General features: G+C 66.1%; 20 protein-coding genes. 11 read left to right on the top strand and 9 right to left on the bottom strand.

Annotation, left to right across the window (positions count from 1 at the left end; translation table 11 throughout):
- Positions 1–3 precede the first annotated feature (3 nt).
- Both FHW64_RS18370 and FHW64_RS18365 read right to left on the bottom strand, forming a co-directional pair.
- On the bottom strand, positions 4–1,515 hold the full coding sequence (locus FHW64_RS18370) for an arylsulfatase (RefSeq protein ID WP_184528752.1): 1,512 nt from the start codon (positions 1,513–1,515) through the stop codon (positions 4–6).
- Positions 1,516–1,717: 202 nt separating this feature from the next.
- On the bottom strand, positions 1,718–4,039 hold the full coding sequence (locus tag FHW64_RS18365) for an acyl-CoA dehydrogenase (RefSeq protein WP_184528750.1): 2,322 nt from the start codon (positions 4,037–4,039) through the stop codon (positions 1,718–1,720).
- Positions 4,040–4,186: 147 nt separating this feature from the next.
- Between FHW64_RS18365 and FHW64_RS18360 the strand changes: the two genes are divergently transcribed.
- The 6 genes from FHW64_RS18360 to FHW64_RS18335 are packed head-to-tail and all read left to right on the top strand — an operon-like array spanning position 4,187 to position 10,433.
- Complete coding sequence (locus tag FHW64_RS18360; protein WP_184528748.1) at positions 4,187–4,969, top strand: citryl-CoA lyase; 783 nt, start codon at positions 4,187–4,189, stop codon at positions 4,967–4,969.
- A gap of 21 nt (positions 4,970–4,990) precedes the next feature.
- Complete coding sequence (locus tag FHW64_RS18355) at positions 4,991–5,848, top strand: MaoC family dehydratase N-terminal domain-containing protein (RefSeq protein ID WP_184528746.1); 858 nt, start codon at positions 4,991–4,993, stop codon at positions 5,846–5,848.
- A gap of 29 nt (positions 5,849–5,877) precedes the next feature.
- On the top strand, positions 5,878–7,038 hold the full coding sequence (locus tag FHW64_RS18350) for an acyl-CoA dehydrogenase family protein (protein ID WP_184528744.1): 1,161 nt from the start codon (positions 5,878–5,880) through the stop codon (positions 7,036–7,038).
- Positions 7,038–8,228 (top strand): CaiB/BaiF CoA-transferase family protein, encoded by a 1,191-nt coding sequence (locus tag FHW64_RS18345; protein WP_184528742.1) that lies wholly within the window; start codon positions 7,038–7,040, stop codon positions 8,226–8,228. The genes FHW64_RS18350 and FHW64_RS18345 overlap by 1 nt, the downstream gene beginning before the upstream one ends.
- Before the next feature lie 13 nt (positions 8,229–8,241).
- Positions 8,242–9,603, top strand: a complete 1,362-nt coding sequence (locus tag FHW64_RS18340; RefSeq protein WP_184528740.1) for an MmgE/PrpD family protein — start codon at positions 8,242–8,244, stop codon at positions 9,601–9,603.
- A 5-nt stretch (positions 9,604–9,608) separates the two neighbouring features.
- Positions 9,609–10,433 carry a CoA ester lyase gene (locus tag FHW64_RS18335; RefSeq protein WP_184528739.1) on the top strand — a complete coding sequence of 275 codons (825 nt, stop codon included), beginning with the start codon at positions 9,609–9,611 and terminating at the stop codon, positions 10,431–10,433.
- Positions 10,434–10,442: 9 nt separating this feature from the next.
- On the opposite strand, the gene FHW64_RS18330 is transcribed toward FHW64_RS18335, so the two are convergent.
- Positions 10,443–11,333 carry a LysR family transcriptional regulator gene (locus FHW64_RS18330; RefSeq protein WP_184528737.1) on the bottom strand — a complete coding sequence of 297 codons (891 nt, stop codon included), beginning with the start codon at positions 11,331–11,333 and terminating at the stop codon, positions 10,443–10,445.
- Positions 11,334–11,354: 21 nt separating this feature from the next.
- Positions 11,355–12,260, bottom strand: a complete 906-nt coding sequence (locus tag FHW64_RS18325) for an SDR family NAD(P)-dependent oxidoreductase (protein WP_184528735.1) — start codon at positions 12,258–12,260, stop codon at positions 11,355–11,357.
- 159 nt (positions 12,261–12,419) lie between these two features.
- On the opposite strand from FHW64_RS18325, the gene FHW64_RS18320 reads away from it, so the two are divergent.
- The 3 genes from FHW64_RS18320 to FHW64_RS18310 all read left to right on the top strand — a co-directional run bounded on the left by FHW64_RS18320 (position 12,420) and on the right by FHW64_RS18310 (position 15,691).
- On the top strand, positions 12,420–14,657 hold the full coding sequence (locus tag FHW64_RS18320; RefSeq protein WP_184528733.1) for an NADP-dependent isocitrate dehydrogenase: 2,238 nt from the start codon (positions 12,420–12,422) through the stop codon (positions 14,655–14,657).
- Positions 14,650–14,907 carry a hypothetical protein gene (locus tag FHW64_RS18315; RefSeq protein WP_260305314.1) on the top strand — a complete coding sequence of 86 codons (258 nt, stop codon included), beginning with the start codon at positions 14,650–14,652 and terminating at the stop codon, positions 14,905–14,907. Before FHW64_RS18320 ends, FHW64_RS18315 begins: the two co-directional genes overlap by 8 nt.
- A gap of 121 nt (positions 14,908–15,028) precedes the next feature.
- Positions 15,029–15,691, top strand: coding sequence for a C40 family peptidase (locus tag FHW64_RS18310; RefSeq protein WP_184528731.1), 663 nt, complete (start codon positions 15,029–15,031; stop codon positions 15,689–15,691).
- 13 nt (positions 15,692–15,704) lie between these two features.
- Here FHW64_RS18310 and FHW64_RS18305 read toward each other — a convergent pair whose 3' ends face one another.
- From FHW64_RS18305 to FHW64_RS18285, 5 genes are all read right to left on the bottom strand, one after another.
- Positions 15,705–16,184, bottom strand: coding sequence for a polymer-forming cytoskeletal protein (locus FHW64_RS18305; protein WP_184528729.1), 480 nt, complete (start codon positions 16,182–16,184; stop codon positions 15,705–15,707).
- 45 nt (positions 16,185–16,229) lie between these two features.
- The gene (locus tag FHW64_RS18300) at positions 16,230–17,177 is read right to left on the bottom strand and encodes a pseudouridine-5'-phosphate glycosidase (protein ID WP_184528727.1); all 948 of its coding nucleotides are present in this window, start codon (positions 17,175–17,177) and stop codon (positions 16,230–16,232) included.
- Between the two features lie 66 nt (positions 17,178–17,243).
- The gene (locus FHW64_RS18295) at positions 17,244–18,749 is read right to left on the bottom strand and encodes a class I adenylate-forming enzyme family protein (RefSeq protein WP_184528725.1); all 1,506 of its coding nucleotides are present in this window, start codon (positions 18,747–18,749) and stop codon (positions 17,244–17,246) included.
- A 13-nt stretch (positions 18,750–18,762) separates the two neighbouring features.
- Complete coding sequence (locus FHW64_RS18290) at positions 18,763–20,397, bottom strand: acyl-CoA dehydrogenase family protein (RefSeq protein WP_184528723.1); 1,635 nt, start codon at positions 20,395–20,397, stop codon at positions 18,763–18,765.
- A 41-nt stretch (positions 20,398–20,438) separates the two neighbouring features.
- Positions 20,439–21,245, bottom strand: a complete 807-nt coding sequence (locus tag FHW64_RS18285) for a thioesterase family protein (RefSeq protein WP_184528721.1) — start codon at positions 21,243–21,245, stop codon at positions 20,439–20,441.
- A 114-nt stretch (positions 21,246–21,359) separates the two neighbouring features.
- On the opposite strand from FHW64_RS18285, the gene FHW64_RS18280 reads away from it, so the two are divergent.
- Both FHW64_RS18280 and FHW64_RS18275 read left to right on the top strand, forming a co-directional pair.
- Positions 21,360–21,995, top strand: coding sequence for a TetR/AcrR family transcriptional regulator (locus tag FHW64_RS18280; protein WP_184528719.1), 636 nt, complete (start codon positions 21,360–21,362; stop codon positions 21,993–21,995).
- Positions 21,996–22,017: 22 nt separating this feature from the next.
- Positions 22,018–23,448 (top strand): alpha/beta hydrolase, encoded by a 1,431-nt coding sequence (locus tag FHW64_RS18275; RefSeq protein WP_311733327.1) that lies wholly within the window; start codon positions 22,018–22,020, stop codon positions 23,446–23,448.
- Positions 23,449–23,455 lie beyond the last annotated feature (7 nt).

Raw genomic sequence — 23,455 nt, 5'->3', positions numbered from 1 at the left:
CGTCTAACGCTGGCCGCCGCCGGCCGCGTCCATCATCTTTTCCATCACCTGGTCCACGCCGAAGCTGGCGGCCTTCTGGCGCGGCGGGAATTCCTTGAAGGTCTGGAGGAACTCCGCGACGCCCGCCTGCGCTGGCACCAGGATGAAGACGTGGTTGAGCAACCAGTCGTAATAGGTGTTGGATGTGATGTCCGCACGCTCGTAGGGGTCGGTGCGCAGATTGAAGATCTTCGGCACGCGCAGGGTCACCAGGGGCTCGGCCCATATCCGCATCGTGCCGACGGCGCGCTGCTCCATGAACACGACTTTCCAGTTGTCGTAGCGCAGGCAGGCGAGATCCCCGTCGTCGGTGAAGTAGAAGAAGCCCTTGCGGTCCGGCTTCTTGGCTTTGCCGGTGAGATACGGCACGAGGTTGAAGCCGTCGAGATGGACCTTGAAGTTCTTGCCGTTGGCCTTGTGGCCTTTCTTCAGCTTCTCCTTGACGTCGGGGTCGCCCGCCGCCGCGACGATGGTGGGCAGCCAGTCCTGGTGGCTCACGATCTCGTTGCACACCGTGCCCGGCTTGACGACACCCGGCCAGCGCACCATGCACGGCACGCGGTAGGCGCCTTCCCAATTGGAGTTCTTTTCGTTGCGGAACGGCGTCATGCCCGCGTCGGGCCATGAATTCATGTGCGGGCCGTTGTCAGTGCTGTACATCACCATGGTGTTGTCGGCGATGCCCAGTTCGTCGATCAGCGCGAGCATCTCGCCGATCTGCTTGTCATGCTCGACCATGCAGTCGTGGTATTCGGACTGCCAGCGTCCCGCCTGGCCGCGAATGCGGTCCTCGATGTGGGTGCGGAAGTGCATGTGCGAGGTGTTGAACCACAGGAAGAACGGCTTGCCGTCCTTGTTGGCCTTGGTGATGAACTCCTTGGCCGCCTTGAGGAATTCGGTGTCGACGGTCTTCATCCGCTCCTTCGTGAGCGGGCCGGTGTTGTCGATCTTCTGTCCGCCCTTGCCGTCGGACCAGCAGTGGAGCACGCCGCGCGGGCCGTACTTCTTCCTGAATTCCGGAAACTCCTTCGGGTCCGGGTAGTCCGGCAGTTCGGGCTCTTCCTCGGCATTGAGGTGGTAGAGGTTGCCGAAGAACTCGTCGAAGCCGTGCATCGTCGGAAGATGCTCATCCCTGTCGCCGAAATGGTTCTTGCCGAACTGGCCGGTGGCGTAGCCCAGGTCCTTGAGGAGTTCCGGAATGTTCGGATCCTCGGCGCGCATGCCCAGCTCTGCGCCCGGCAGGCCCACCTTGGTGAGCCCGGTGCGCAAGCCGCATTGCCCCGTGATGAAAGACGCACGTCCCGCAGTGCAGCTCTGTTCGCCGTAGTAGTCGGTGAACAGCACCCCCTGTTCCGCGATGCTGTCGATGTTGGGGGTGCGATACCCCATCAAGCCTTTGGTAAAGATGCTGAGGTTGGACTGCCCGATGTCATCACCCCAGAGGATGAGGAAGTTCGGCTTCTTCTTCGTTGCCATGGAAGACTCCTTTGCAGCGATGCCACCGTGTCTCCGGCGGCGGATGGACCCACAGCCTCTGGCGTGTCATGAAGCGCTCGAGGCCTCTTCTCCTGTTTGTTCCTTGCGCGATGCCCGCTCGGCATTGCAGCAAAAGCTTGGGGTGGACGCCTATCAGTGCAAAGTGCAATCGTAGTTGCCCCTTGGGGCAACGTCGATAGCTTCAGAGCTCCAGAACCTGCCGCGCGAGGATGTTGCGCTGGATCTCGTTCGTGCCGCCGTAGATCATGGCGGAGGTCGATCCGATCAGCGGCGAGAGCGTGTTGAAGGTCTGCCCGTCGATGGCCTGGTCGCCGGCGATCGCACCTTGTTCCTCGCTGGCCTCCACCAGCAGCGCACCAATGCGGTGATAGGTTTCGCTGGCCCAGATTTTCAGCAATGAAACAGAGGGCGGCAGCGGCTTGCCGGCCTTCACGATGTTGGCGAAGTCGGTGTAAGTCGCGGCAAGGTCGGCCACGTCGAGGCGCAACGCGGTGTAACGCTGCGTGAACACCGAGTCGGTGAACAGGCGCTTGGCGTGCGCGAGCCGCGCAAGCTGGCCGAGCGCGTATTGCGACTGCTTCGGGCTGCCGAGAAAGATGCGCTCGAAGCCGAGCAGCGCCTTCGCGATCGTCCATCCGCCGTGCAGCTTGCCGACGAGGTTGTCCGCGGGCACGCGCACGTTGTCGAAGAACACTTCGCAGAACTCCGGTTCGCCCGCGAGGGTGTGGATCGGACGGATGGTGATGCCCGGCGTGCGCAGGTCGCAAAGCAGGAAGCTGATGCCTTCCTGCTTCTTCGCGTCCTTGTCGGTCCGCACGAGCATGAAGATGTGATTGGCGTCCTGCGCGAGCGTGGTCCAGATCTTCTGGCCGTTGACGACGAAGTGGTCGCCTTCGGCATCGCGTGCCTGCAGGGCCTCGGTGCGGAGCCCTGCAAGGTCGGAACCGGCGTTGGGCTCTGAATAGCCCTGGCACCACACATGGTCGCCAGCGAGGATGCGCGGCAGAAAACGCTGTTGCTGTTCGGGCGTGCCGTGCTGAATGAGCAGCGGGCCGATCATCACGATGCCTTGGTCGGGTGCGCGCGCGACTCCGTGCTGCTCCAGCTCTTCGATCCACGCGATCATCTTGTCGGCCGGCAGCCCCATGCCGCCGTGCGCCTGCGGCCATGCGGGCGCAACCCACCCTTGCGCGGAGAGAGTGAGGTACCACTCACGCATTTCGCTCCAGCGCGCGCGGTGCGAAAGGTATCGCAGATGTGACGGATAGCGCTGCTGCAGGAAGGCGCGGACCATGCGGCGGAAGTCCGGCTCGGTCATCGCGCTCCAGTCGGCGGTGCGCGGGAAGTCGCCGCTCCATTCGACGGACTCGTTCGAGCGCGCGCCCGTTTCGGCCAGCGCGGCATAGCGGCGCTGGTGCGTGGTGACGTTTCCGAGCCATGCCGACAGACGCAACGTGCGCTTGTAGAAAAGGCTCAGGTCGCATTCCTGCGTGTAGCCGATGGCGCCATGCAGTTGCACGGCCGATCGCGAGGCTTGCAGTGCGGCGGCAGTGCAGCGCGCATTGACGCGGCTCGCTTCGGCTTCGAGGCGTTCGATGCTCACGGACGGGTCGTCGGCCAGCGCGAGCACCTCTGTCAGCGTGGCGCGTGCGACCTCGAGGTGGATGAACATGTCGACCGCGCGATGCTGCAAGGCCTGGAAGGTGCCGATCGGCTTGCCGAACTGCACGCGGGTGCGCAGATAGGCGAGGGTCTGCTGGAGCATCGCCTGACCGGTCCCGGCCAGTTCGGCTGCTTGCAAGATCAGGCCGCCGGCCAGTGCGTGGCGCAGCGCGTTGCGGGCGGCTTCGCCCTGTGCCAGCACTGCGCCGGAAGGCAGCGCGACGCGATCGAAGCGCAGCGTCGCGGCGTGCTCGCCATCCACCAGCCGCGTGAGGGTTTCGGTCACGCCCGCGGTGCCGCGCGGCACCCAGAGCAGCACGGTGTCGTCGTCGCCACGTGCGGAGACCAGCCAGCCGGTGGCCGATGCGCCGGGCAGCACCATGAGCTTTTCGCCCTCCAGCAGTGCGCCTTGCGGGCCAAGTTCGACGCCGCATTCCAGCGGCACGTCGCTCAGGTCGCCCGCGCTTTCCTGCCAGGCGAGTGCTGGCAAGCTCGTGCCGGCGACGAGCTCTTCGAGCAGTGCGCGTGCCGGGGCGCTGTCAAGCTGGCGCAGCAGCAGGGCGCCCAGGCCGGCGATGGCCAGTAGCGGCTCGGGCGCGACGTGCTCACCGGCCGCACGCAGGATTTCGGCCGCGCCTGACAAGTCGAACGCAAGCCCGCCCGCCGATTCGGGCGCCAGCATGCCGGGCCAGCCGAGCGCAACGATCTCGGCCCAGCTCGCCGCGTCGCGACCGGCGTCGGCGGGCTCTTCGATGAGCGTGCGGCAGCGGCGGATGCTGCCGCTGCGGGTGAAGTAGTCGGTTGCGGCTTCGCGGATCGCCGCCAGTGATTCGTGGTCCATGGTCTCTGTTCGTGCCTGTCTCGAGGCTGGATGAAAGCTGGGCCGGAGCGTGCCAGAAGGCCTCGCAAAGCGGCATTCGCATTTCCTGAAGGGAGGGTTCGGCAATCACAGACCAGCAACGCCCGCAGATGGATAGATTTCCTTCCCATGACCAAGATCAAGAAATCCCTGCACACCGAACTCGGCTACAGCACGCCCGACAAGATCACCGTGCGCGGCCGCGACCTGCCGTCCGAGATCCTCGGCCACCTCAACCTGGGCGACATGGCGTTCCTGGAGCTGACCGGCCGCATCCCGACACCGCAGGAGTCGGTTGTCTTCAACGCCATCGTGGTGACGCTGGTGGAACACGGCATCACGCCCAGTGCGCTCGCCGCCCGCCTGACCTACACCGGCGCCCCCGAGGCGTTGCAGGCGGCCGTGGCCGCCGGTCTGTGCGGCCTGGGTACCGTGTTCGTCGGCAGCACCGAGGGTGCGGCCAAGATGCTGTACGAGAAGATCCCCTTCGGCGAGAAGCCGACGCGTCCGCTCGAGGAAATGGCGCGCGAAATCGTCGCGGACTTCCGCTCGCGCAAGGCCATCGTGCCCGGACTGGGCCATCCGATGCACAAGCCGATCGATCCGCGCACGCCGCGCCTGTTCCAGATCGCGGAAGAAAACGGCCTCTCGGGCCACTACGTCGCGCTCATGCAGGCGGTGCAGGCGGAGGCGGAACGCGTTTCGGGCAAGTCCCTGCCGATCAATGCCACCGGCGCGATCGGCGCGATCGCGGCGGAGTTTGGCTTTCCGTGGCGCATCATTCGCGGGCTGGGCGTGATGGCGCGTGCCATCGGCCTCGTGGGCCACATCCTCGAAGAGATCGACGACCCCATGGGCATCGAGCTCTGGCAGCGCGTGGAGCATGAAGCGGGCGGCCCGCGCAAGGATTGATCCGAAGCAAGGACGCACACGATGACCGAAGCCCTGGACCTCGACCACCTGCGCAGCTGGATCGGCCGCACCGAGACGCACCAAGAACTGATGTCGCCCTGGACCGCCAGCGCCATGGCTGCGACCGTGCGCAACGACGGCCAGTCATGGCAGCCGGGTCGCGCACTTCCGCCGCTGTGGCACTGGTGCTATTTCCTGCCGATCGCGCCGCAGAACGGACTGGGGCCCGATGGGCACCCGGCGCGCGGTGGCTTCCTGCCGCCGGTGCCGCTGCCAAGACGCATGTGGGCCGGCAGCCAGCTCGAATTCTTCGAGCCGCTGAAGCTCGGCACGCCGACCACCAAGACCTCGCAAGTGGTCGATGTGAATCTCAAGCAGGGCAAGGGCGGCGCGCTGGTCTTCGTCAAGGTGCAGCATGAGGTGCATGCGGGCGGCGCGCTGCTGCAGCGGGAGTTCCACGACATCGTGTATCGCGAGGCTCCCAAGCCAGGCGAGTCCGCACCGCCGCAGACACCGCCGGCCGATGCGGCGTGGACAGTGGACCATCTGCCAGATGCACCGCTGCTCTTCCGCTATTCGGCGCTGACCTTCAACAGCCATCGCATCCACTACGACTTTCCGTATGTGACGCAGGTGGAGGGCTATGACGATCTCATCGTGCATGGGCCGCTCATCGCCACGCTGTTGCTCGAAGCGGCGCAGCAGAACAACCCGGGCCGCGCGGTACGCGCCTACAGCTTCAAGGCCGTGCGACCGCTGACCTGCGGCAAGCCGCTGCGCGTGCGCGGGCATGCGGCAGGGGCCGATGGCAGCGTCACGCTGTGGGCTGAAGACGGGCAGGGGGCATTGCTCATGCAAGCCAACGCGCGCTTCGCCTGAACCGACAACGATTTGAATCCACGATCACCATGAGCCATTCCAACCAGCGCTTCCAGGACATCCGCGACGCCGTGCGAGACCTGTGCGCGCAATTCCCCAACGAGTACTTCCGCAAGATCGACGAGCAGCGCGCCTACCCTGCCGAGTTCGTCGATGCGTTGACCAAGGCCGGCTGGATGGCCGCGCTGATCCCGCATGAGTACGGCGGCTCCGGCCTGGGCCTGACGGAAGCCTCGGTGATCATGGAAGAGATCAACCGCGCCGGCGGCAACTCTGGAGCCTGTCACGGACAGATGTACAACATGGGCACGCTGCTGCGGCACGGCTCCGAAGAGCAGAAGCGCAAGTACCTGCCGAAGATCGCGACCGGCGATCTGCGCCTGCAGTCGATGGGCGTGACGGAGCCTTCCACCGGCACCGACACCACCAAGATCAAGACCACGGCGGTGAAGAAGGGCGACCGCTACGTCATCAATGGGCAGAAGGTATGGATCTCGCGCATCCAGCATTCGGACCTGATGATCCTGCTCGCGCGCACCACGCCGCTGGCAGACGTCAAGAAGAAGTCCGAGGGCATGTCGATCTTCATCGTTGATCTGCGTGAAGCCATCGGCAACGGCCTGACGGTGCAGCCGATCCTCAACATGGTCAATCACGAGACGAACGAGTTGTTCTTCGAGAACCTGGAGATTCCGGCGGAGAACCTCATCGGTGAGGAAGGGCAGGGCTTCAAGTACATCCTCGACGGACTCAACGCGGAGCGCACGCTGATCGCGGCCGAGTGCATCGGCGACGGCTATTGGTTCATCGACAAGGTGACCGCATACACCAAGGAGCGCGTGGTCTTCGGCCGTCCGATCGGACAGAACCAGGGCGTGCAGTTTCCGATTGCCGAAGCCTTCATCGAGGTCGAGGCGGCGAACCTGATGCGCTATGAAGCGTGTCGCCTGTTCGACGCGCACGAGCCTTGCGGTGCACAGGCCAACATGGCGAAGTACCTCGCGGCCAAGGCCTCGTGGGAGGCGGCCAATGCCTGCCTGCAGTTTCACGGCGGCTTCGGCTTTGCCTGCGAATACGACATCGAGCGCAAGTTCCGTGAGACGCGGCTCTACCAGGTGGCGCCGATCTCGACGAACCTCATCCTCAGCTACGTTGCCGAGCACATGCTGGGCATGCCGAGGAGCTTCTGATGCGCCCGCTCGAAGGCATCACCGTTCTCACGCTTGAACACGCGATCGCGGCGCCGTTCTGCACGCGGCAACTAGCGGACCTGGGTGCGCGTGTCATCAAGGTCGAGCGGCCCGGCAGCGGCGACTTCGCGCGTGCCTACGACCAGCGTGTGCATGGGCTCGCGTCGCACTTCGTCTGGACGAATCGTTCGAAGGAAAGCCTCACGCTCGACGTGAAGCATCCGAAGGGACAGGAGATCCTCCAGCGATTGGTTGCCGAAGCCGACGTGCTGGTGCAGAACCTCGCGCCCGGCGCGGCTGCGCGGCTGGGGCTCTCGTACGAGGCGCTGTCGCCTTCGCACCCGGGGCTGATCGTCTGCGACATCTCCGGCTATGGCGACGATGCGCGCAAGCCCGGCCCTTACCGTGACAGCAAGGCGTACGACCTTCTGATCCAGAGCGAGTCGGGCTTTCTGTCGGTGACCGGAACGCCTGACGAAATGGCCAAGGCAGGCTGCTCGATCGCGGACATCTCGGCGGGCATGTACGCGTACACCAACATCCTCGCGGCGCTGCTGCAGCGCGGCAAGACGGGCAAGGGCTGCCGCATCGATGTGTCGATGCTGGAGAGCATGGTCGAGTGGATGAGCTTCCCGATGTATTACGCGTTCGACGGCGCGGACCCGCCGCCGCGCGCGGGTGCGGCGCACGCGACGATCTATCCCTACGGGCCGTTTCCGGCGGGCGACGGCAAGCTGGTGATGCTCGGCCTCCAGAATGAGCGCGAGTGGCAGGTGTTCTGCGCCAAGGTGCTGCAGCAGCCGGGGCTTGCGACCGACGAGCGATTTGCGTCGAACACGAAGCGCACCGCTTCGCGCGATGCGCTGCGCGAGATCATCGTGCAGGCCTTCTCGCCGTTCACCGCGGTGGAGATCATGAAGCGGCTCGACGACGCGCAGATCGCGACCGCGCAGGTCAACACGATGCACGACGTGTGGAACCACCCGCAGCTCAAGGCGCGCGAGCGTTGGACCGAGGTGCGCACCGGTGCGGGGCCGATCCCCGCGCTGCAGCCGCCCGGCATGCCGCGCGAATGGAATGCGCGCATGGATGCCGTGCCGACGCTGGGGCAACACACCGATTCGATCCTGGCCGCGTGCGGCTACGACAAGGACGCCATCGCCGCGCTGCGCGCCGAAGGCACCGTTTGAGGCAAGACAAGTCATGACCACATCCAATCACCCCAGCCAGGCGCTCGCCACCTTTGCGGCTGAACTCTCGTTCGAGCGCATTCCCGACGCGGTCGTCCGCCGCGCCGAAGACCTGATGCTCGACTGGCTCGGCTCGGTGCTTGCTGCACGGTCTGCGCGGCCGGTGCGCAGCATTCAGCGCTTCGCCGAGATGATGGGCCCGGCGGATGGTCCGAGCGAGGTGTTGATCTCGCGCCGCACGACTTCCCCGGTGTTCGCCGCGCTCGTCAATGCGGCGGCTTCGCACTATGTCGAGCAGGACGATGTGCACAACGGCTCGGTGTTCCACCCGGCGGCGGTGGTCTTTGCGCCGGCACTCGCGGTGGCGCAGGCGCTCGGTGCGAGTGGCAAGCAGTTGCTGACTGCCGTGGTGGCGGGGTACGAGGTCGGTATCCGCGTCGGCGAGTTTCTCGGGCGTTCGCACTACCGGACCTTTCACACCACCTCCACTGCAGGCACGCTCGCGGCTGCAGCGGCCGTGGGGCGATTGCTCGATCTCACGCCGGCCCAGATGCTCCATGCCTTCGGCTCGGCGGGTACGCAATCCGCTGGCGTCTGGGAGTTCCTGCGCGACGCAGCGGATTCCAAGCAACTGCACTGCGCGCATGCTGCTGCAGCCGGTCTGATGTCGGCCTATCTCGCGAAGGACGGCTTCACCGGTGCGGCGCGCGTGCTGGAAGGCGCGCAAGGCCTGGGCGTGGGCATGTCGACCGATGCCGACCCGGCCAAGCTCACCGATGGATTGGGCACGCGCTGGACGCTGGCCGAGACATCCTTCAAGTTCCATGCGTCGTGCCGGCACACGCATCCGGCTGCCGATGCGCTGCTGCAGGTCATGCAGCAGAACAAGCTGAAGGCCGGCGACATCGCGCGCGTCGTCACGCATGTGCATCAAGGTGCGATCGATGTGCTCGGCCGCGTCGTGGTGCCCTCCACGGTGCATCAGGCCAAGTTCTCGATGGGCACGGTTCTGGGCCTGATTGCGGTTCACGGGCGCGCGGGGCTCACCGAGTTCGATCGCGACTTCCTTGCGCCCGAGGTCGCCGCATTCCGCGACAAGGTCATGATGGAACTCGATCGCGAGGTCGACACCGCCTATCCGGCACGCTGGATCGGCAAGGTCAGCGTCACGACGAATGACGGGCGAACCCTCTCGGGGCGGGTCGATGAGCCCAAGGGCGATCCGGGCAACACCCTCAGCCGCGCCGAGATCGAGGACAAGATGCAGCGCCTCGCGCTGTACGGGGAAGGCGCGACGGCGGATGAAGCGAAGGCCGCGTGCGCCAGGATCTGGAAACTCGCCGGCGAAGCGCGCGTCGGTCGCCTGCTGGGTTGACGCCCATGGCCTCGACCGTCCGCAGCCTTCTGTTCGTGCCCGGTCACCAGGGCACGCGTTTCGACAAGGCCTGCCAGAGTGGCGCCGATGCGATCGTGCTCGATCTGGAGGACGCGGTGCCGGTCGATCGCAAGGACGAGGCCCGCGCGCAGGTTGCGCAGTGGCTGGCCGGTCGCGCCAAGGGCGTCGCTGGCCCGCAGATCGCGGTCCGCGTGAACGCCGCGGACACGCCGTGGTACGCCGACGACATTGCGATGTGCGCGAGCGCGGGTGTCGATGCGCTGATGCTTCCCAAGTCCGAAGACCCGAGCGTGCTGCGCGACATCGCTGCAACGCAGCCGGCGATCGCGCTGCTGCCGTTGGTCGAAACGGCGCGTGGCATGGCGCGGCTCGAAGAGATCGCGGCTGCGCCCGGTGTTCAGCGGCTGGTGTTCGGCACCATCGATTTCCAGGCCGATCTGGACATCGAAGGCGAAGGACTCGAGCTGCTGTACTTCCGATCGCGCATGGTGCTGGCCTCGCGCGTGGCCGGCATCCAGCCGCCGGTGGATGGCGTGAGCACTTCGATCGATGATGCGGCGCGCATCGAGGCCGACGCATTGCAGGCGAGGCGGCTGGGCTTTGGCGCCAAGCTGTGCATCCACCCGAAGCAGGTTGCGATGGTGAACCAGGGCTTTTCGCCAACGCAGGCCCAGGTCGACTGGGCCCGTCGCGTGATCGAGGCCGATGCCTCAAGCGGCGGCGCGCCGGTGGCGGTGGACGGGAAGATGGTCGACCGGCCGGTGGTGCTCAAGGCGCAATCGATCTTGCGGGCGGCCTTGCCGCGCTAGGGAGTCGGATCAGACACCCGACAGGTAGTCGAACAGCTCGCGCGCCGAGGCCGGTAGCTGCTCGCGGCTGCGCGCGACGATCTTCAGCTCGCGCTCGGCCCAGGCATCGGCCAGCGGCACGATGGTGATCCGCATCGATCGCGCATGCCGCCGTGCGGACGACGCAGGCAGCACGCCGACGCCGACGCCGGCTTCGATCATCAGGCAGATCGCCTCGAAGCTGCCGACCTGGATGCGCGGGCTATAGCCACGGCCGGCGAGTTCGGCCTTGAGCAGCAGGAAGCGGTGGATCGCACTGCCGTGGTGCAGGCCGACATGCTGCTCTTCGAGCGTGTCAACGAAGGGCACCGCACCCGAACCGGCGAGGTGGTGGGTGTTCGGCACCACCAGCACGAGCTGATTGCGGCCGAACGGCCGCGCGTCGAAGTCGCCGGTGTGCACGTCGCCCGCGAGGATGCCGAGATCGGCACTGCCGTCGGCCACCGAACGCACGATTTCTTCGCTGAGGTACTCGCGCAGGTCCACCTGGACGGCGGGGTGCTGCGTGAGGAAGCCGGCGAGCTTCTCGGGCAGGTATTCGGTGATCGAGGTGGTGTTGGCAAACACCCGCACATGCCCCTTGATGCCCTTGCCGAAGTCCTGCATGTCGATGCGCAGGTGCTCCATCTGCTGCATCACCCGCTTGGCGTGATAGAGCAGCGCCTCGCCGGCAGCGGTCAGGCTGACGCCCTGCGCGTTGCGGTGCAGCAATTTGCCGCCCACGGCCTCTTCCATCTGCTTGATGCGGGTCGACGCCGCCGCAAGCGAGATGCACGCCTTGTCCGCCCCGCGCGTGAGGCTGCGGGCGTCCGCCACATAGGCGAACAGCTTCAGGTCAAAGAGGTCGAAATGCAGGTTCACAAGGGGATTGTGGCTCCGGGCTCACGCCGGGTCCCAGCTGAAGACGTCCGCCGAGCGGTCCAATGGATAGAAGTTGGCCCGCATGGCCGGCATGGCGTGCTCGGCAATGGTCTGCGGCGTCCAGCCTTCGGAACGGTGGATCGTCCGCACCGGCCGGGGCTGGCTGATCAGCGAAATCTCGTTGTTCCGCACCGAGAAGATCTGGCCGTTGACCTCTTTCGCCGCGTCGCTGGCGAGGTAGACCGCCAGCGGGGCGATCTTGGCCGGGGTCATCTGCTGGATTTTGGCGACCCGGGCCTTCTGCTCCTCGGTGTCGGTGGGGATCGCGCCGATCATCCGGCTCCAGGCGAAGGGAGCGATGCAGTTGGAGCGGACGTTGAACTTGAGCATGTCCAGCGCGATGGACTTTGACAGCGCCGCGATGCCCAGCTTGGCGGCCGAGTAGTTGGCCTGCCCGAAGTTGCCGATCAGCCCGGAGGTCGAGGTCATGTGCACCATCGCGCCCGAGTTCTGCTCCTTGAAGAAGGTGGCGGCGGCGCGGCTCACGAAATAGGCACCGTACAGGTGCACCTTGATGACCGCATCCCATTCGGGCTCCGACATCTTGTGGAAGAAGCGGTCGCGCAGGATGCCGGCGTTGTTGACCACTGCGTCGATGCGGCCGAAGTGATCGACCGCACACTGGACGATCTTCGCGGCGCTCGCCGCCTCGGCCACGCTGTCGGTGCTGGCCACGGCCTCGCCGCCCAGGGCATGGATTTCGTCGACCACCTGCTGCGCCGGCCCGGCGTTGCGGCCCTCGCCGTCGACGGCGGCGCCGATGTCGTTGACCACCACCCGCGCCCCGTGGCTGGCCATGGCCAGCGCGATGTCCCGACCGATGCCGCCACCCGCGCCGGTGACGACCACGACTTTTCCTTCAACCATCGGAATGCTCCAGAAATTGCTACTTGGTACCCCCGGCAGAATGCCATGGAGGGGATTGCGGTGGTTCGCCATTCCGAAAGAGGGGGTTCGGCGACAATCGCGAGTTGGGCGAACCGGCTACCCGCCGTTCGGACATTCCAGTATCACGAAAGTAAGCGCATGAGCACGACTCAATCTTCCATCATCTACACGCTCACCGACGAAGCCCCCTACCTGGCGACCGCCGCGTTCCTGCCGATCATCCGGACGTTCGCGGCGCCGGCCGGCATCGATGTCACGACCAGCGACATTTCCGTGGCGGCGCGGATCCTGGGGAGCTTCCCGGAGTGCCTGACGGATGAGCAGAAGGTGCCGGACACCCTCAGTGAACTGGGCCGTCTGACCCTCAAGCCCGAAGCCAACATCATCAAGCTGCCCAACATCAGCGCCTCGGTGGCCCAGCTCAAGGCCAGCATCAAGGAACTGCAGGACAAGGGCTACAAGATCCCCGACTTCCCAGAGAACCCGCAGACGGCGGAAGAAAAGGACATCCGCGCGCGCTACAACAAGTGCACCGGCAGCGCCGTGAACCCGGTTCTGCGCGAAGGCAATTCCGATCGCCGCGCGCCCAAGGCGGTCAAGGAATACGCCCGCAAGAACCCGCACAGCATGGCCGACTGGAGCCAGGCCTCGCGCAGCCACGTCTCGCACATGCACCACGGCGACTTCTATCACGGCGAAAAGTCGATGACGCTGGACCGCGCACGTGACGTCAAGATGGAACTGATCACCAAGAGCGGCAAGACCGTCGTGCTCAAGCCGAAGGTCTCCCTGCAGGACCGCGAGGTCATCGACAGCATGTTCATGAGCAAGAAGGCGCTCCTGGACTTCTACGAGCAGCAGATCGAAGACGCGCACAAGACGGGCGTGATGTTCTCGCTGCACGTCAAGGCGACCATGATGAAGGTCTCGCACCCGATCGTGTTCGGCCATTGCGTCAAGATCTTCTACCGCGACGCCTTTGCCAAGCACGGCAAGCTGTTCGACGAACTGGGCGTCAATGTCAACAACGGCATGGTCGATCTCTACAACAAGATCGCCACGCTGCCCGAGAGCAAGCAGGAAGAAATCAAGCGCGACCTGCACGCCTGCCACGAGCATCGCCCTGAACTCGCGATGGTCGATTCGGCCAAGGGCATCACCAACTTCCACTCGCCCAACGACGTGATCGTCGATGCGTCGATGCCCGCCATGATCCGCAACGGCGGCAAGATGTGGGGCGCCGACGGCCGCCTGAAGGACGTCAAGGCCGTGATGCCCGAGAGCACCTTCGCCCGCATCTACCAGGAGATGATCAACTTCTGCAAGTGGCACGGCGCTTTCGACCCGAAGACCATGGGCACCGTGCCCAACGTCGGCCTGATGGCGCAGCAGGCCGAGGAATACGGCTCGCACGACAAGACCTTCGAGATCCCCGAAGACGGCGTGGCCAACATCACCGACCTCGCGACCGGCGAAGTGCTGATGAGCCAGGACGTGGAGCAGGGCGACATCTGGCGCATGTGCCAGGTCAAGGACGCCGCCATCCGTGACTGGGTCAAGCTGGCCGTCACGCGCGCGCGCAACTCCGGCATGCCGGTGGTGTTCTGGCTCGACGCCTACCGTCCGCACGAAGCGCAGCTCATCACCAAGGTCAAGATGTACCTGCACGAGCACGACACCACGGGCCTGGACATCCAGATCATGAGCCAGGTGCGTGCGATGCGTTACACGCTCGAACGCGTCGTGCGCGGCATGGACACCATCTCGGCGACCGGCAACATCCTGCGCGACTACCTGACCGATCTGTTCCCGATCATGGAACTCGGCACCAGCGCGAAGATGCTCTCGATCGTCCCGCTGATGGCCGGCGGCGGCATGTACGAAACCGGTGCCGGCGGCTCGGCGCCCAAGCACGTCCAGCAGCTGGTCGAAGAGAACCACCTGCGCTGGGATTCGCTCGGCGAGTTCCTTGCGCTCGCGGTGTCGCTGGAAGACCTCGGCATCAAGACCAACAACGGCAAGGCCAAGCTGCTCGCCAAGACGCTCGACGCGGCCACCGGCAAGCTGCTGGACAACAACAAGTCGCCGTCGCCGCGCACCGGTGAACTCGACAACCGTGGCAGCCAGTTCTACCTGGCCAAGTACTGGGCGGAAGAGCTCGCCGCGCAGACCGAGGACAAGGAACTGCAAGCTCACTTTGCGCCGCTGGCCGCCGCACTGGCCAAGGACGAACAGAAGATCGTCGGCGAACTGAAGGCCGTGCAGGGCAAGCCGGTCGATATCGGCGGTTACTACCTGCCCGACACGAAGAAGCTGGAAGCCGTGATGCGCCCGAGCGCGACGCTCAACGCCGCGCTCGCGGCAGTGAATGCCTGATCGCAAGGTGCGCGCTGCGGACGGGGTGCGGCGGCTCGCCGTCCTGTCCGCGGTGCTTCTGGCCGGCGCGGTCGCGGGCTGTGCGTCCCGGCCGGCGCCGCGGGTCACGATGCTGGGTGACGGCGTCTTGAAGTCGCCGACCGCGCAGGAGGCCGAGGCCTACTGTCGCAACTTCGGCGCACCGATGCGCTTCCTCAACTTCAAGGGACCGGGCGTTCCGACCGGCGAAGTCACATTCCGCTGCGACTGAGCGCGGCGGCTGCCAAGTAAGTCACACCGCGCGGCGATGCAGGCGCATCGCGGCGGCGAGTGGGCGAGCTTTCAGAGCTTTCCGCTGTTGATGCCGAGCGTCGCTGTTTACGCTCGGTGTCATGCTTTTCACCTACGTCGCCCGTCTCGCCGGGCGCGCCAGCATCAGCCCTGCGAACAAGAAAACAGCTGGCGATATTCCCTCAATCATCACGCGCTCACTCATCGCAGTGGCGGGCGCGCTTGCCATCGCCGCGGTGCATGCCTCTCCGCATCGAACGAACGCGGATGCGACGCATGGCGCACCGGCCTCGCCGCATGTGGTGTCAGCCGATTCGCAGGAAAGCGAACCTGGCGATCTGGTGGCCGAGGCGGTCAAGCTGCTCGACGTTCCGTATCGATGGGGTGGCACTTCGGCTGAAACCGGCTTCGACTGCAGCGGCTTCGTGCGGGCGGTGTATGACAAGGCCCTGGGCCCCGTGCTGCCACGCACCGCTGCGCAGCAGGCAGCAGCCACCAAGAAAATCGCTCGCAGCGAATTGGAGCCGGGCGATCTGGTGTTCTTCAATACCCGGCGCCACAAGTTCAGCCATGTCGGCATCTACATGGGTGAGGGCAAGTTCATCCATGCGCCGAAGCCCGGCGCCCGAGTGCGGATCGAGAAGCTGGGCGTCAAATACTGGTCGAGTCGCTTCACCAGTGCGCGCCGCGTGCAGGAAGTGCAGGTCGCACGAAATGCGTCCGCATCGAAAGCGGCGGACGGCGCAGGCGTCGTAGCGCTCTAGCTCCAGTCCCTGCTCATGGGCTTGGCGCCGCCGCACCCACGTTCACTTCGCCGGACAACATGCCACCTTCGGTGATCACGATGCGGCCGTAGCGGACCTTCCCCGTCACCGTGCCGGTCGCGTTGATGTAGAGCGTCTGGCGCACCGTCAGGTCGCCTTCGAAGCGCCCGTGGATCTCGGCCAGATCGAGTTCCGCCGTCCCCTTGTACGCACCTTGCTCGGCGATCTGCATGACCCGGGCCTTCATCGTCGCCTCGACCAGTCCTTCGACGACCAGCGTGTCGCAGTCGCTGATCGAGTTGCCCTTCAACTTGATGTTCGGGCCGACGACGAGCTTGCTTCCCCCTTCCATCGCCACGCTCATGCCCGCCTTGGCCACCTGGGCCGCCGAGGGTGGGAGATCCGTCGCCGGCTTGTCGCCGGTGACCGCTGCCGGCGCGGGCGGGTTCGTCTGGACATTGCGTTCCTTGCCTCCGAGGAAGGGAGCGGCCATGGTCTGTCTCCTTTGAATAGTGGTGGATGCTTCTGTGAGTTCCGGTCAGCCCCTGGAGCCGCGCCGGGTGTGTGCGAGCGCCAGCGCCAGTCGCGCACCGACCGTGGCGTTGTGCTTCACGAGGGCGATGTTCGTGGCCAGGCTTCGGTCGCCTGACAGTTCCTTGATGCGCGCCAGCAGGAACGGCGTCACCGCCTTGCCGGCAATGCCTTGGGTGTCGGCCTCCGCGAGCGCCTGACGGGTCAGCGAATCGATCTCACCGAGCGACATTTCGGCCGACTCGGGCACCGGCGCGCTCAGCACCACGCCTCCCGTCAGGCCGAGGTCCCATTTGGTGCGGATGAAACGGGCCTGCTCCGCGGGGTCGTCCAGCCGATAGTCCGCTCGAAAGCCGCTGTCGCGGGTGTAGAAGGCAGCGAAGTTGTCCTGCTCGCAACTGAGCACCGGCACACCATGCGTCTCGAGGTATTCGAGCGTCAGGCCGATGTCGAGGATGGACTTCGCGCCCGCGCACACCACCGCCACTGACGTCCTCGCCAGCTCCTGCAGGTCGGCCGAGATGTCGAAGCTTTCCTGGGCACCGCGATGGACACCGCCGATGCCGCCGGTCACGAAGACCTCGATCCCGGCAAGCGCCGCGCAGATCATCGTGCCCGCCACGGTGGTGGCGCCCATGCCGCCGTTCGTGAGGACGGCCGGGAGGTCGCGCCGGCTGACTTTCTGGGCCTGGCCGGAACGACCCAGGAACTCCAACTCTTCATCTGACAGGCCGATGCGGATGCGACCGCGCATGACCGCGATGGTCGCGGGCTCGGCACCGAGGCTTCGGATCACGGCCTCCACCTCGCGGGCGGTGCGGACGTTCTCCGGGTACGGCATGCCGTGCGCAATGATGGTCGATTCGAGCGCGACCAGCGGCCGGCCCGCGGCCTGTGCGGCCATCACGGGGGCGCTGAAAGTGAGCCAGGAGCGAGGAAGATCCGCCAGGGCCATGGCGGCACTATGCCAGAGCCATGGCCGCAGTCGGGCAAAAAATCTGCAGCCTCGATGTCCGGGCGGCTACGCCTTCAGCAGGTGCTTGAGCAGCTTGCCGGTGGCCGTGCGCGGCAGCGCCTCGACGAACTCGTAGCCGCGCGGGATCTTGTAGCGGGCCAGCTTCGGGATCAGAAATTCGCGCAGCGCGTCCGCGTCGAGCGTGCGTCCGGGCTTCGCCACCAGCACCGCGGTCACGGTTTCTCCCCATTCCGGATGCGGTCGGCCGATGACGGCCACGTCCTGCACGTCTGGATGGGTCGAGAGCACGTCCTCGACTTCCTTGGAGTACACGTTCTCCCCGCCGGTGATGATCATGTCGCGCAGTCGGTCGACGATGAAGAGGAACCCGTCCTCGTCGATGCGCGCCAGATCGCCGGTGCGATACCAGCCGTGCGCATCGAAGGCCGCTGCCGTGGCCTCGGGGTTGTCGAGGTAGCCCTTCATGATGGCTGGTGAGCGCAGGTGGATTTCGCCAACCTCTCCCGCCGTGCAGCGCTTGCCATCGGCACCGCGCACTTCGATCGCGACGCCGGGCACGCCCGAGCGGCCGATCGAGCCTGCTTTCGCGATGGCTTCCTCGGGGTAGAGCACCGTGCCCAGTGGCCCGGATTCGGTCATGCCGTAGACCTGCACGAAACGGTCGCTGCCGTAGCTATCGGCGAGCTTGCGCGCCATGTCGGCGCCGAGCGGCCCGCCGCCATAGGCCCACATGCGCATGGCACTGAAATCGTAGGACTTGACGTCGGGCACCACCGCGAGCGGCGCGAGGAAGGCGATCGGCGCGCCGAAGGTGAAGCTGATGCGCTCCCCGGCGAGCGCGTCCAGGAATGGCTTCGGCGCGTATTCGCGCAGCAGCACCGCGCTGCCGCCCATCAACAGCGTTCCGAGCAGCCAGTTGTTGAGCGGTGACGAATGCCAGACGGGCATGGCGATGAGCGTGCGCTCGTTGCGTGTGAGTCCGGTGCCCGCTGCCGCGCAGATCGCGGCGAAGAACACATTGCCATGCGTGTGCAGGCAACCCTTGGGTTTGCCAGTGGTGCCGGAGGTGTAGAGGATCTGCGCGAGCGCGTCAGAGGCGGGCGCCGGCTCGTCGGCCAGCGGTTCGGCGCGCTCCAGCAGTGCTTCGAGCAGCGGCATCCCTTCGGCGGCGCTGTCCGTGGCAACCCACGTGACCGAATGACCGACCCGCTGCGCGACCGCGGCGAGCGCACCGTCCACCACGCAAAGCTTGCTGCCGGAGTGCGCAAGGATGTAGTCGATCTCCGGCGCCTGCAGCTTGTGATTGATCGGCACCACGACAGCGCCGAGCCGCCACGCACCGAACATCGCGATCACGAAACCCGCCGTGTTGAAGCACAGCAGCGCGACCTTGTCGCCCGCACCGATACCTTGCGCGCGCAGGGCGGTGGCAGCGCGGCGAGAGAGCTCGGCGAACTCCGCGTAGCTGTACGAGCGCCCCGCGGCGCACAGGCATTCCTTGTCAGCCTGCACGCGCGCGTGCTGGTCGATCACCGAAACGAAATCCGTCATCGTGCGCCCCGCCTCACTGCCAGGCGGCGCGCAGCAGTGCGGCCGGATCGGTGGTGCCCGCGCTGATGCCGGTCACCGGCCCCCAGTCGGGATCGAAGCGGCTGCCGATGAAGGCGGCGGAGGCTTCGGGGCTCGCGTGCTGGAGCATCAGGCAGGCTTGTGCGGTGAGCACCAGCCGCTGCGTGAAGCGGCGCGCCTGCCGTTCGAGCTGCTCCGGCGGCAGCTGGATCGCATCGCGCAGCCACTGCGTCTGTGCGAGCAGCGTCGCGTCCTGCGAAGCGACATCGCGCAGGTGGTCGAGCACGAGGTGCGCATCGTCGGGATTGCGCGAGACGGCACGCAGCACGTCCAGGCTCATGACGTTGCCGGAGCCTTCCCAGATCGAGTTCACAGGCGCTTCGCGGAAGAGGCGGCCCATCGGGCCGGTTTCCACGTAGCCGTTGCCGCCGAAGACTTCCATTGCTTCGCCGGTGAGCGCCACTGCACGCTTGCAGTTCCAGAACTTGGCGGCGGGCGTCATGAGGCGCCGCCATGCGACGTCGAGCGGCTTCGTCGAGCCGAAGTGCGAAGCGAGGTCCATCGCGAGCAGCGTCGCGGCCTCGGATTCGAGCGCCATGTCGCCGAGCAGTTCGGTCATCACTGGCTGATCGACCAGCGCCTTGCCGAAGGCGTGCCGGTTGCGCGTGTAGTGCAGTGCCTGCGCAAGTGCCTGGCGGATGAAGCCGGCGCTCGACAGTGCGCAGTCGAGCCGCGTGAAGGTCGCCATCTCGATGATGGTCGGGATGCCGCGGCCTTCTTCGCCGACGAGAACGCCCCAGGCTTCCTTGAACTCGACTTCGCTGCTGGAGTTGGAGCGGTTGCCCACCTTGTCCTTCAGGCGCTGGATGTGGATCGCATTCTTGGTGCCGTCCGGCCGCCAGCGCGGCACGAAGAAGCACGACGATCCGCGCTCGTCGGTCTTTGCGAGCACGAGATGGCCGTCGCACATCGGAGCGGAAAAGAACCACTTGTGACCGGTGATCAGGAATTCGCTGCCCCACGTTCCCAGGCCGTGCGGCACTGCGCGCGTGGTGTTGGTGCGCACGTCGCTCCCGCCCTGTTTTTCCGTCATGCCCATGCCGACCGCGATCGAACGCTTCTGCTCGATCGGCACGTCGCGCTCGTCGTGCTCCATGGCGGCGAGCTTCGATGCGACCGCACCATAGAGCGCGCCGTTGTGGCGCAGCACCGGGATGCAAGCCTTCGTCATCGTCGTCGGGCAGGTCGAGCCTGATTCGATCTGGCTGTGCATGTAGAGCGACGCGCCGTAGCCGGTCCATGCGGACGGTCGCTCATCGAAGAAGGGCAGGTTGGCGATGCCGTTGCGCCGCGCGATCGACATCATCGTGTGCCATGCCGGATGGAACTTGACGGCGTCGATACGCTGGCCGGTTGCCGAATGGGTGTGCAGTTCAGGCTCGTAGTGGTTGGCGTCCTCGGCTGCACGCAGGGTGGCTTCGCTGCCGTATTCGGCGCCCTGGCGGACGAGTTCCGCGTCGCGCCATTCCGCGCCGCCGCGCGCGACCGCGCGGCGCAGGGATGGGTCGCTGGTGTAGACGTTGTAGTCCTTGAGTTCGGGAACCTGGTTGTCTGGATGAATGCCGGTCATGGTGTGTCTCCCTGGACAGTCGAGCAGAAGAAAAAAGGGGGTCAGGTGCGCTCGCGCAGCACCAGGGTCTGGATGGCGACGCCGATGGGGCCCTGTTCGTCGTACAGGCGCGAAAGCGCCGTGCCGGTGCCGGCACCGTCGGCCTGCGTTTCGGCCGCGACGCCGATCCATTCGCCGACTGGTTGGCGCATCAGGTGCACGCTGAGGTCGGCGTTGGAGAAGAGGTAGCGCTGCGCCGGCAGTACCCAGCTCAGGCCGTTGCCGAAGTCGGCGGCGGCGCAGGCGCGCATCGCCGGGGATGTGGGCGTGTCCTGCACCATCGGCACGATGAGCCGGAACCATGCGGCAGCCGGTCCGGGCTGCGAAGGATCGCCGTGCGCCACCCGTGATTCGATCGCGCCGCGGTGAAAGTAGACGCCTTCGGGCAGCCCGGGAATGCGCACCTGCCGGTCGCATTCGTGCGGCAGCGGTAGCAGTTGCGCGGGCGACCAGCCGGGTAGGTCGTCCGGCAGGCTCAGCGCTTGCGTGCGCAACAGGAGCGCGTGCGCACGCGCAACCAGTGTGTCGCCGGCCAGCAGGTCGATGCCGACGCGGGTGGTCGAGCGCGAAGCCTGCGTGGTGCAGCGCGAGTTCAGCGCGCCGAGCGGCACCGGCTTGACGAGTTCGACGCTCAGTCGTGCGAGCTGCCAGCCCGGCTCGGTCACGGCCGATTCGGCGATGTGCGCGAGAAGTGCGGAAGGCGCACCGCCATGCTGTGCACGCGGGTCCCAGGGCCCGCGCGCCAGTTCGGTGGCATGCCAGCTTTCGCCTTCGCGGACGAACACGGTGGACGGTTGGCTGTCGGTCATGGTGTCTCCTGTGCGGCTTGTCTTGTGCGGCTCCGACCGGGCTGCACAATGCGCTCCGATGGGCGCCAAAAATTCTAGGAAGAACATGCGTCGTAGGTGTTCGGTTTCTGCCGCATGAAGACGAAGGTCAGCCGTTCCGCGTCTCCTCCCAGGAGAAAGCCGCGCCAGTCACGCGCGCGCCACACCTCGCAGGCGCTGCAGGACGCCTTTGTTCGGCTTTTGGTGGAGCGCGGCTATGCGGGCATCACCATCCGGGAGCTGGTCGCGGTGGCCGGCACAGGCCTCGGCAGCTTCTACGAATACTTCGCCAGCAAGGAAGACCTTGCGCGCGTGTGCCTGCACCTTCGCTCGAAGGCGCTGCTGATGGCGGTGCACGACGCGGTCGAACGGAACACCGGCCGGCCGTTTCGCGAGATCGTCCTCGCGGTCATCGAATCGCAGGCGGACGCCCATCGCGAGCACCCGCAGGAGTGGGGCGCGCACTACCTGCTGGAGCGGCACCTGTCCGGCCCCGAGGCCTACCGCAAGATGTACGACCGCTTCGTCGACGAATGGGTCGCGGCGCTCGATGCAGCGGTGGACCTGTCCCCGGACTGCGACAGGCAGGAAGCCGCGCGCGTGAGCTTCACCATCATGTATGGCCTTTTCGCGCACGCGCACATCGGCGCCGGCGGAAAGCCCGACCTGAATGCGCTCTCGCGGCAGGCGTGCACCGCGATTTGCGCCTATCTGGAAACGCAACGGAAGTGAGGGCTGGATGCTGTTGAGGATCGTGAAACGGATCGCGCTGGTGGTGGTGACGGCCATCGTGGTGCTTGTCGGCGTGCGGATCTTCGACATCCAGCGCGGACCGCCGCTCGGGCCGTGGCACACGTATGTGCCGCACGAGATGTCGCGCGACGCCCTGCGCACGGCGGATTGGGCGGCCTACCTTGCGGCGGAGAACGCCGCCATCGCGGAGGTGCGTACCGAAGTCACCGACAAGCTACCGCCCGAGGCCCGCGTCGCAAGCAACCGCTACTTCGAGGGCAGTGCGATGTTTTCCGGGCGCTTCAAGCAGGACTGGAACCGCTCCTATGTGCTCGAGCCCGCGGGCACGCCGAAGGGCGTCGTCGTGCTGCTGCATGGCCTGACCGATTCGCCGTACAGCCTGCGGCATGTCGCGGCCCTCTACCGCGACCATGGCTTCGTCGCAATCGGCATCCGCATGCCGGGCCACGGCACCGTGCCGGCGGGGCTGACGCGCGTGGAATGGCGGGATTGGCTCGAGGCCACGAAGCTCGCGGTGCGGGAGGCACGCCGCCGCGTGGCAGCCCCGATGCCGCTGCACATCGTCGGCTATTCCAACGGCGGGGCGCTGGCCATGAAGTACGCGCTCGATGCGCTCGACGACAAGAACCTCGCACGGCCCGACCGGCTGGTGTTGCTCACGCCGATGATCGGCGTCACCGAGCTGTCCCGTTTCGCCGGCATCCTGGGCTGGCCTGCGGTGATTCCGCCTTTCGCCAAGGCGGCGTGGCTCGGCATCGTGCCGGAATTCAATCCGTTCAAGTACAACTCGTTTCCGGTGAACGGTGCGCGGCAATCGTCGTTGCTCACGCGTGACCTGCAGGAGCACATCGTGCGTGAGGAACGCGCAGGGCAGTTGGCGCAGTTGCCGCCGATCCTGACCTTCCAGTCGCTCGCGGATGCCACCGTGAGCACCAGCGCGATCGTGACCGGCCTCTACGCGCGGCTGCCGGCCAACGGCAGCGAACTGGTGCTTTTCGATCTCAACCGCAATGCCAAGTTCGGTCCTCTGCTGCGCGATGCGAGCGATCCGCAAAGCAGCCGCCTGTTGCCGCCGGCGCCGAGGAACTTCAAGTCCACCTGGATCGCCAACGGCGACCCGGACACGCCGCGCATGGTCGAGCGCGTGACCAAGGCCGGCGAATCGGCCGAGCACACGAGGCCACTGGCGCTCGAATATCCGCTGGACGTGTTTTCGCTATCGCACGTGTCGCTGCCGTTTCCGGTGACGGACGCGCTGTACGGGCAGCATCCCGACGGCAAGGAAGATTTCGGCATCAGCATCGGCGCGCTCGCCGTGCGCGGCGAGAACCGCACGCTGATGGTGGGGTTCGACATGCTGTCGAGGCTGCAGTCGAACCCGTTCTATCCGTACCTCGCCGAGCGGATCGGCGAGGTACTGCCTGCCAAGTGAGGACGGC

It is taken from the genome of Variovorax sp. Sphag1AA, assembly GCF_014192575.1.
GTDB lineage: Bacteria > Pseudomonadota > Gammaproteobacteria > Burkholderiales > Burkholderiaceae_C > Variovorax.
The sequence above is the reverse complement of the archived record's forward strand: the minus strand, read 5'-3'. Positions and strand labels throughout refer to the sequence as shown.

What these genes read in the sequence shown, in the direction of transcription:
- FHW64_RS18370 (WP_184528752.1), bottom strand. Translation starts at nt 1,515, where the DNA reads ATGGCAACGAAGAAGAAGCCGAACTTCCTCATCCTCTGGGGTGATGAC.
- FHW64_RS18365 (WP_184528750.1), bottom strand. Translation starts at nt 4,039, where the DNA reads ATGGACCACGAATCACTGGCGGCGATCCGCGAAGCCGCAACCGACTAC.
- FHW64_RS18360 (WP_184528748.1), top strand. Translation starts at nt 4,187, where the DNA reads ATGACCAAGATCAAGAAATCCCTGCACACCGAACTCGGCTACAGCACG.
- FHW64_RS18355 (WP_184528746.1), top strand. Translation starts at nt 4,991, where the DNA reads ATGACCGAAGCCCTGGACCTCGACCACCTGCGCAGCTGGATCGGCCGC.
- FHW64_RS18350 (WP_184528744.1), top strand. Translation starts at nt 5,878, where the DNA reads ATGAGCCATTCCAACCAGCGCTTCCAGGACATCCGCGACGCCGTGCGA.
- FHW64_RS18345 (WP_184528742.1), top strand. Translation starts at nt 7,038, where the DNA reads ATGCGCCCGCTCGAAGGCATCACCGTTCTCACGCTTGAACACGCGATC.
- FHW64_RS18340 (WP_184528740.1), top strand. Translation starts at nt 8,242, where the DNA reads ATGACCACATCCAATCACCCCAGCCAGGCGCTCGCCACCTTTGCGGCT.
- FHW64_RS18335 (WP_184528739.1), top strand. Translation starts at nt 9,609, where the DNA reads ATGGCCTCGACCGTCCGCAGCCTTCTGTTCGTGCCCGGTCACCAGGGC.
- FHW64_RS18325 (WP_184528735.1), bottom strand. Translation starts at nt 12,260, where the DNA reads ATGGTTGAAGGAAAAGTCGTGGTCGTCACCGGCGCGGGTGGCGGCATC.
- FHW64_RS18320 (WP_184528733.1), top strand. Translation starts at nt 12,420, where the DNA reads ATGAGCACGACTCAATCTTCCATCATCTACACGCTCACCGACGAAGCC.
- FHW64_RS18315 (WP_260305314.1), top strand. Translation starts at nt 14,650, where the DNA reads ATGCCTGATCGCAAGGTGCGCGCTGCGGACGGGGTGCGGCGGCTCGCC.
- FHW64_RS18310 (WP_184528731.1), top strand. Translation starts at nt 15,029, where the DNA reads ATGCTTTTCACCTACGTCGCCCGTCTCGCCGGGCGCGCCAGCATCAGC.
- FHW64_RS18305 (WP_184528729.1), bottom strand. Translation starts at nt 16,184, where the DNA reads ATGGCCGCTCCCTTCCTCGGAGGCAAGGAACGCAATGTCCAGACGAAC.
- FHW64_RS18300 (WP_184528727.1), bottom strand. Translation starts at nt 17,177, where the DNA reads ATGGCCCTGGCGGATCTTCCTCGCTCCTGGCTCACTTTCAGCGCCCCC.
- FHW64_RS18295 (WP_184528725.1), bottom strand. Translation starts at nt 18,749, where the DNA reads ATGACGGATTTCGTTTCGGTGATCGACCAGCACGCGCGCGTGCAGGCT.
- FHW64_RS18290 (WP_184528723.1), bottom strand. Translation starts at nt 20,397, where the DNA reads ATGACCGGCATTCATCCAGACAACCAGGTTCCCGAACTCAAGGACTAC.
- FHW64_RS18285 (WP_184528721.1), bottom strand. Translation starts at nt 21,245, where the DNA reads ATGACCGACAGCCAACCGTCCACCGTGTTCGTCCGCGAAGGCGAAAGC.
- FHW64_RS18280 (WP_184528719.1), top strand. Translation starts at nt 21,360, where the DNA reads ATGAAGACGAAGGTCAGCCGTTCCGCGTCTCCTCCCAGGAGAAAGCCG.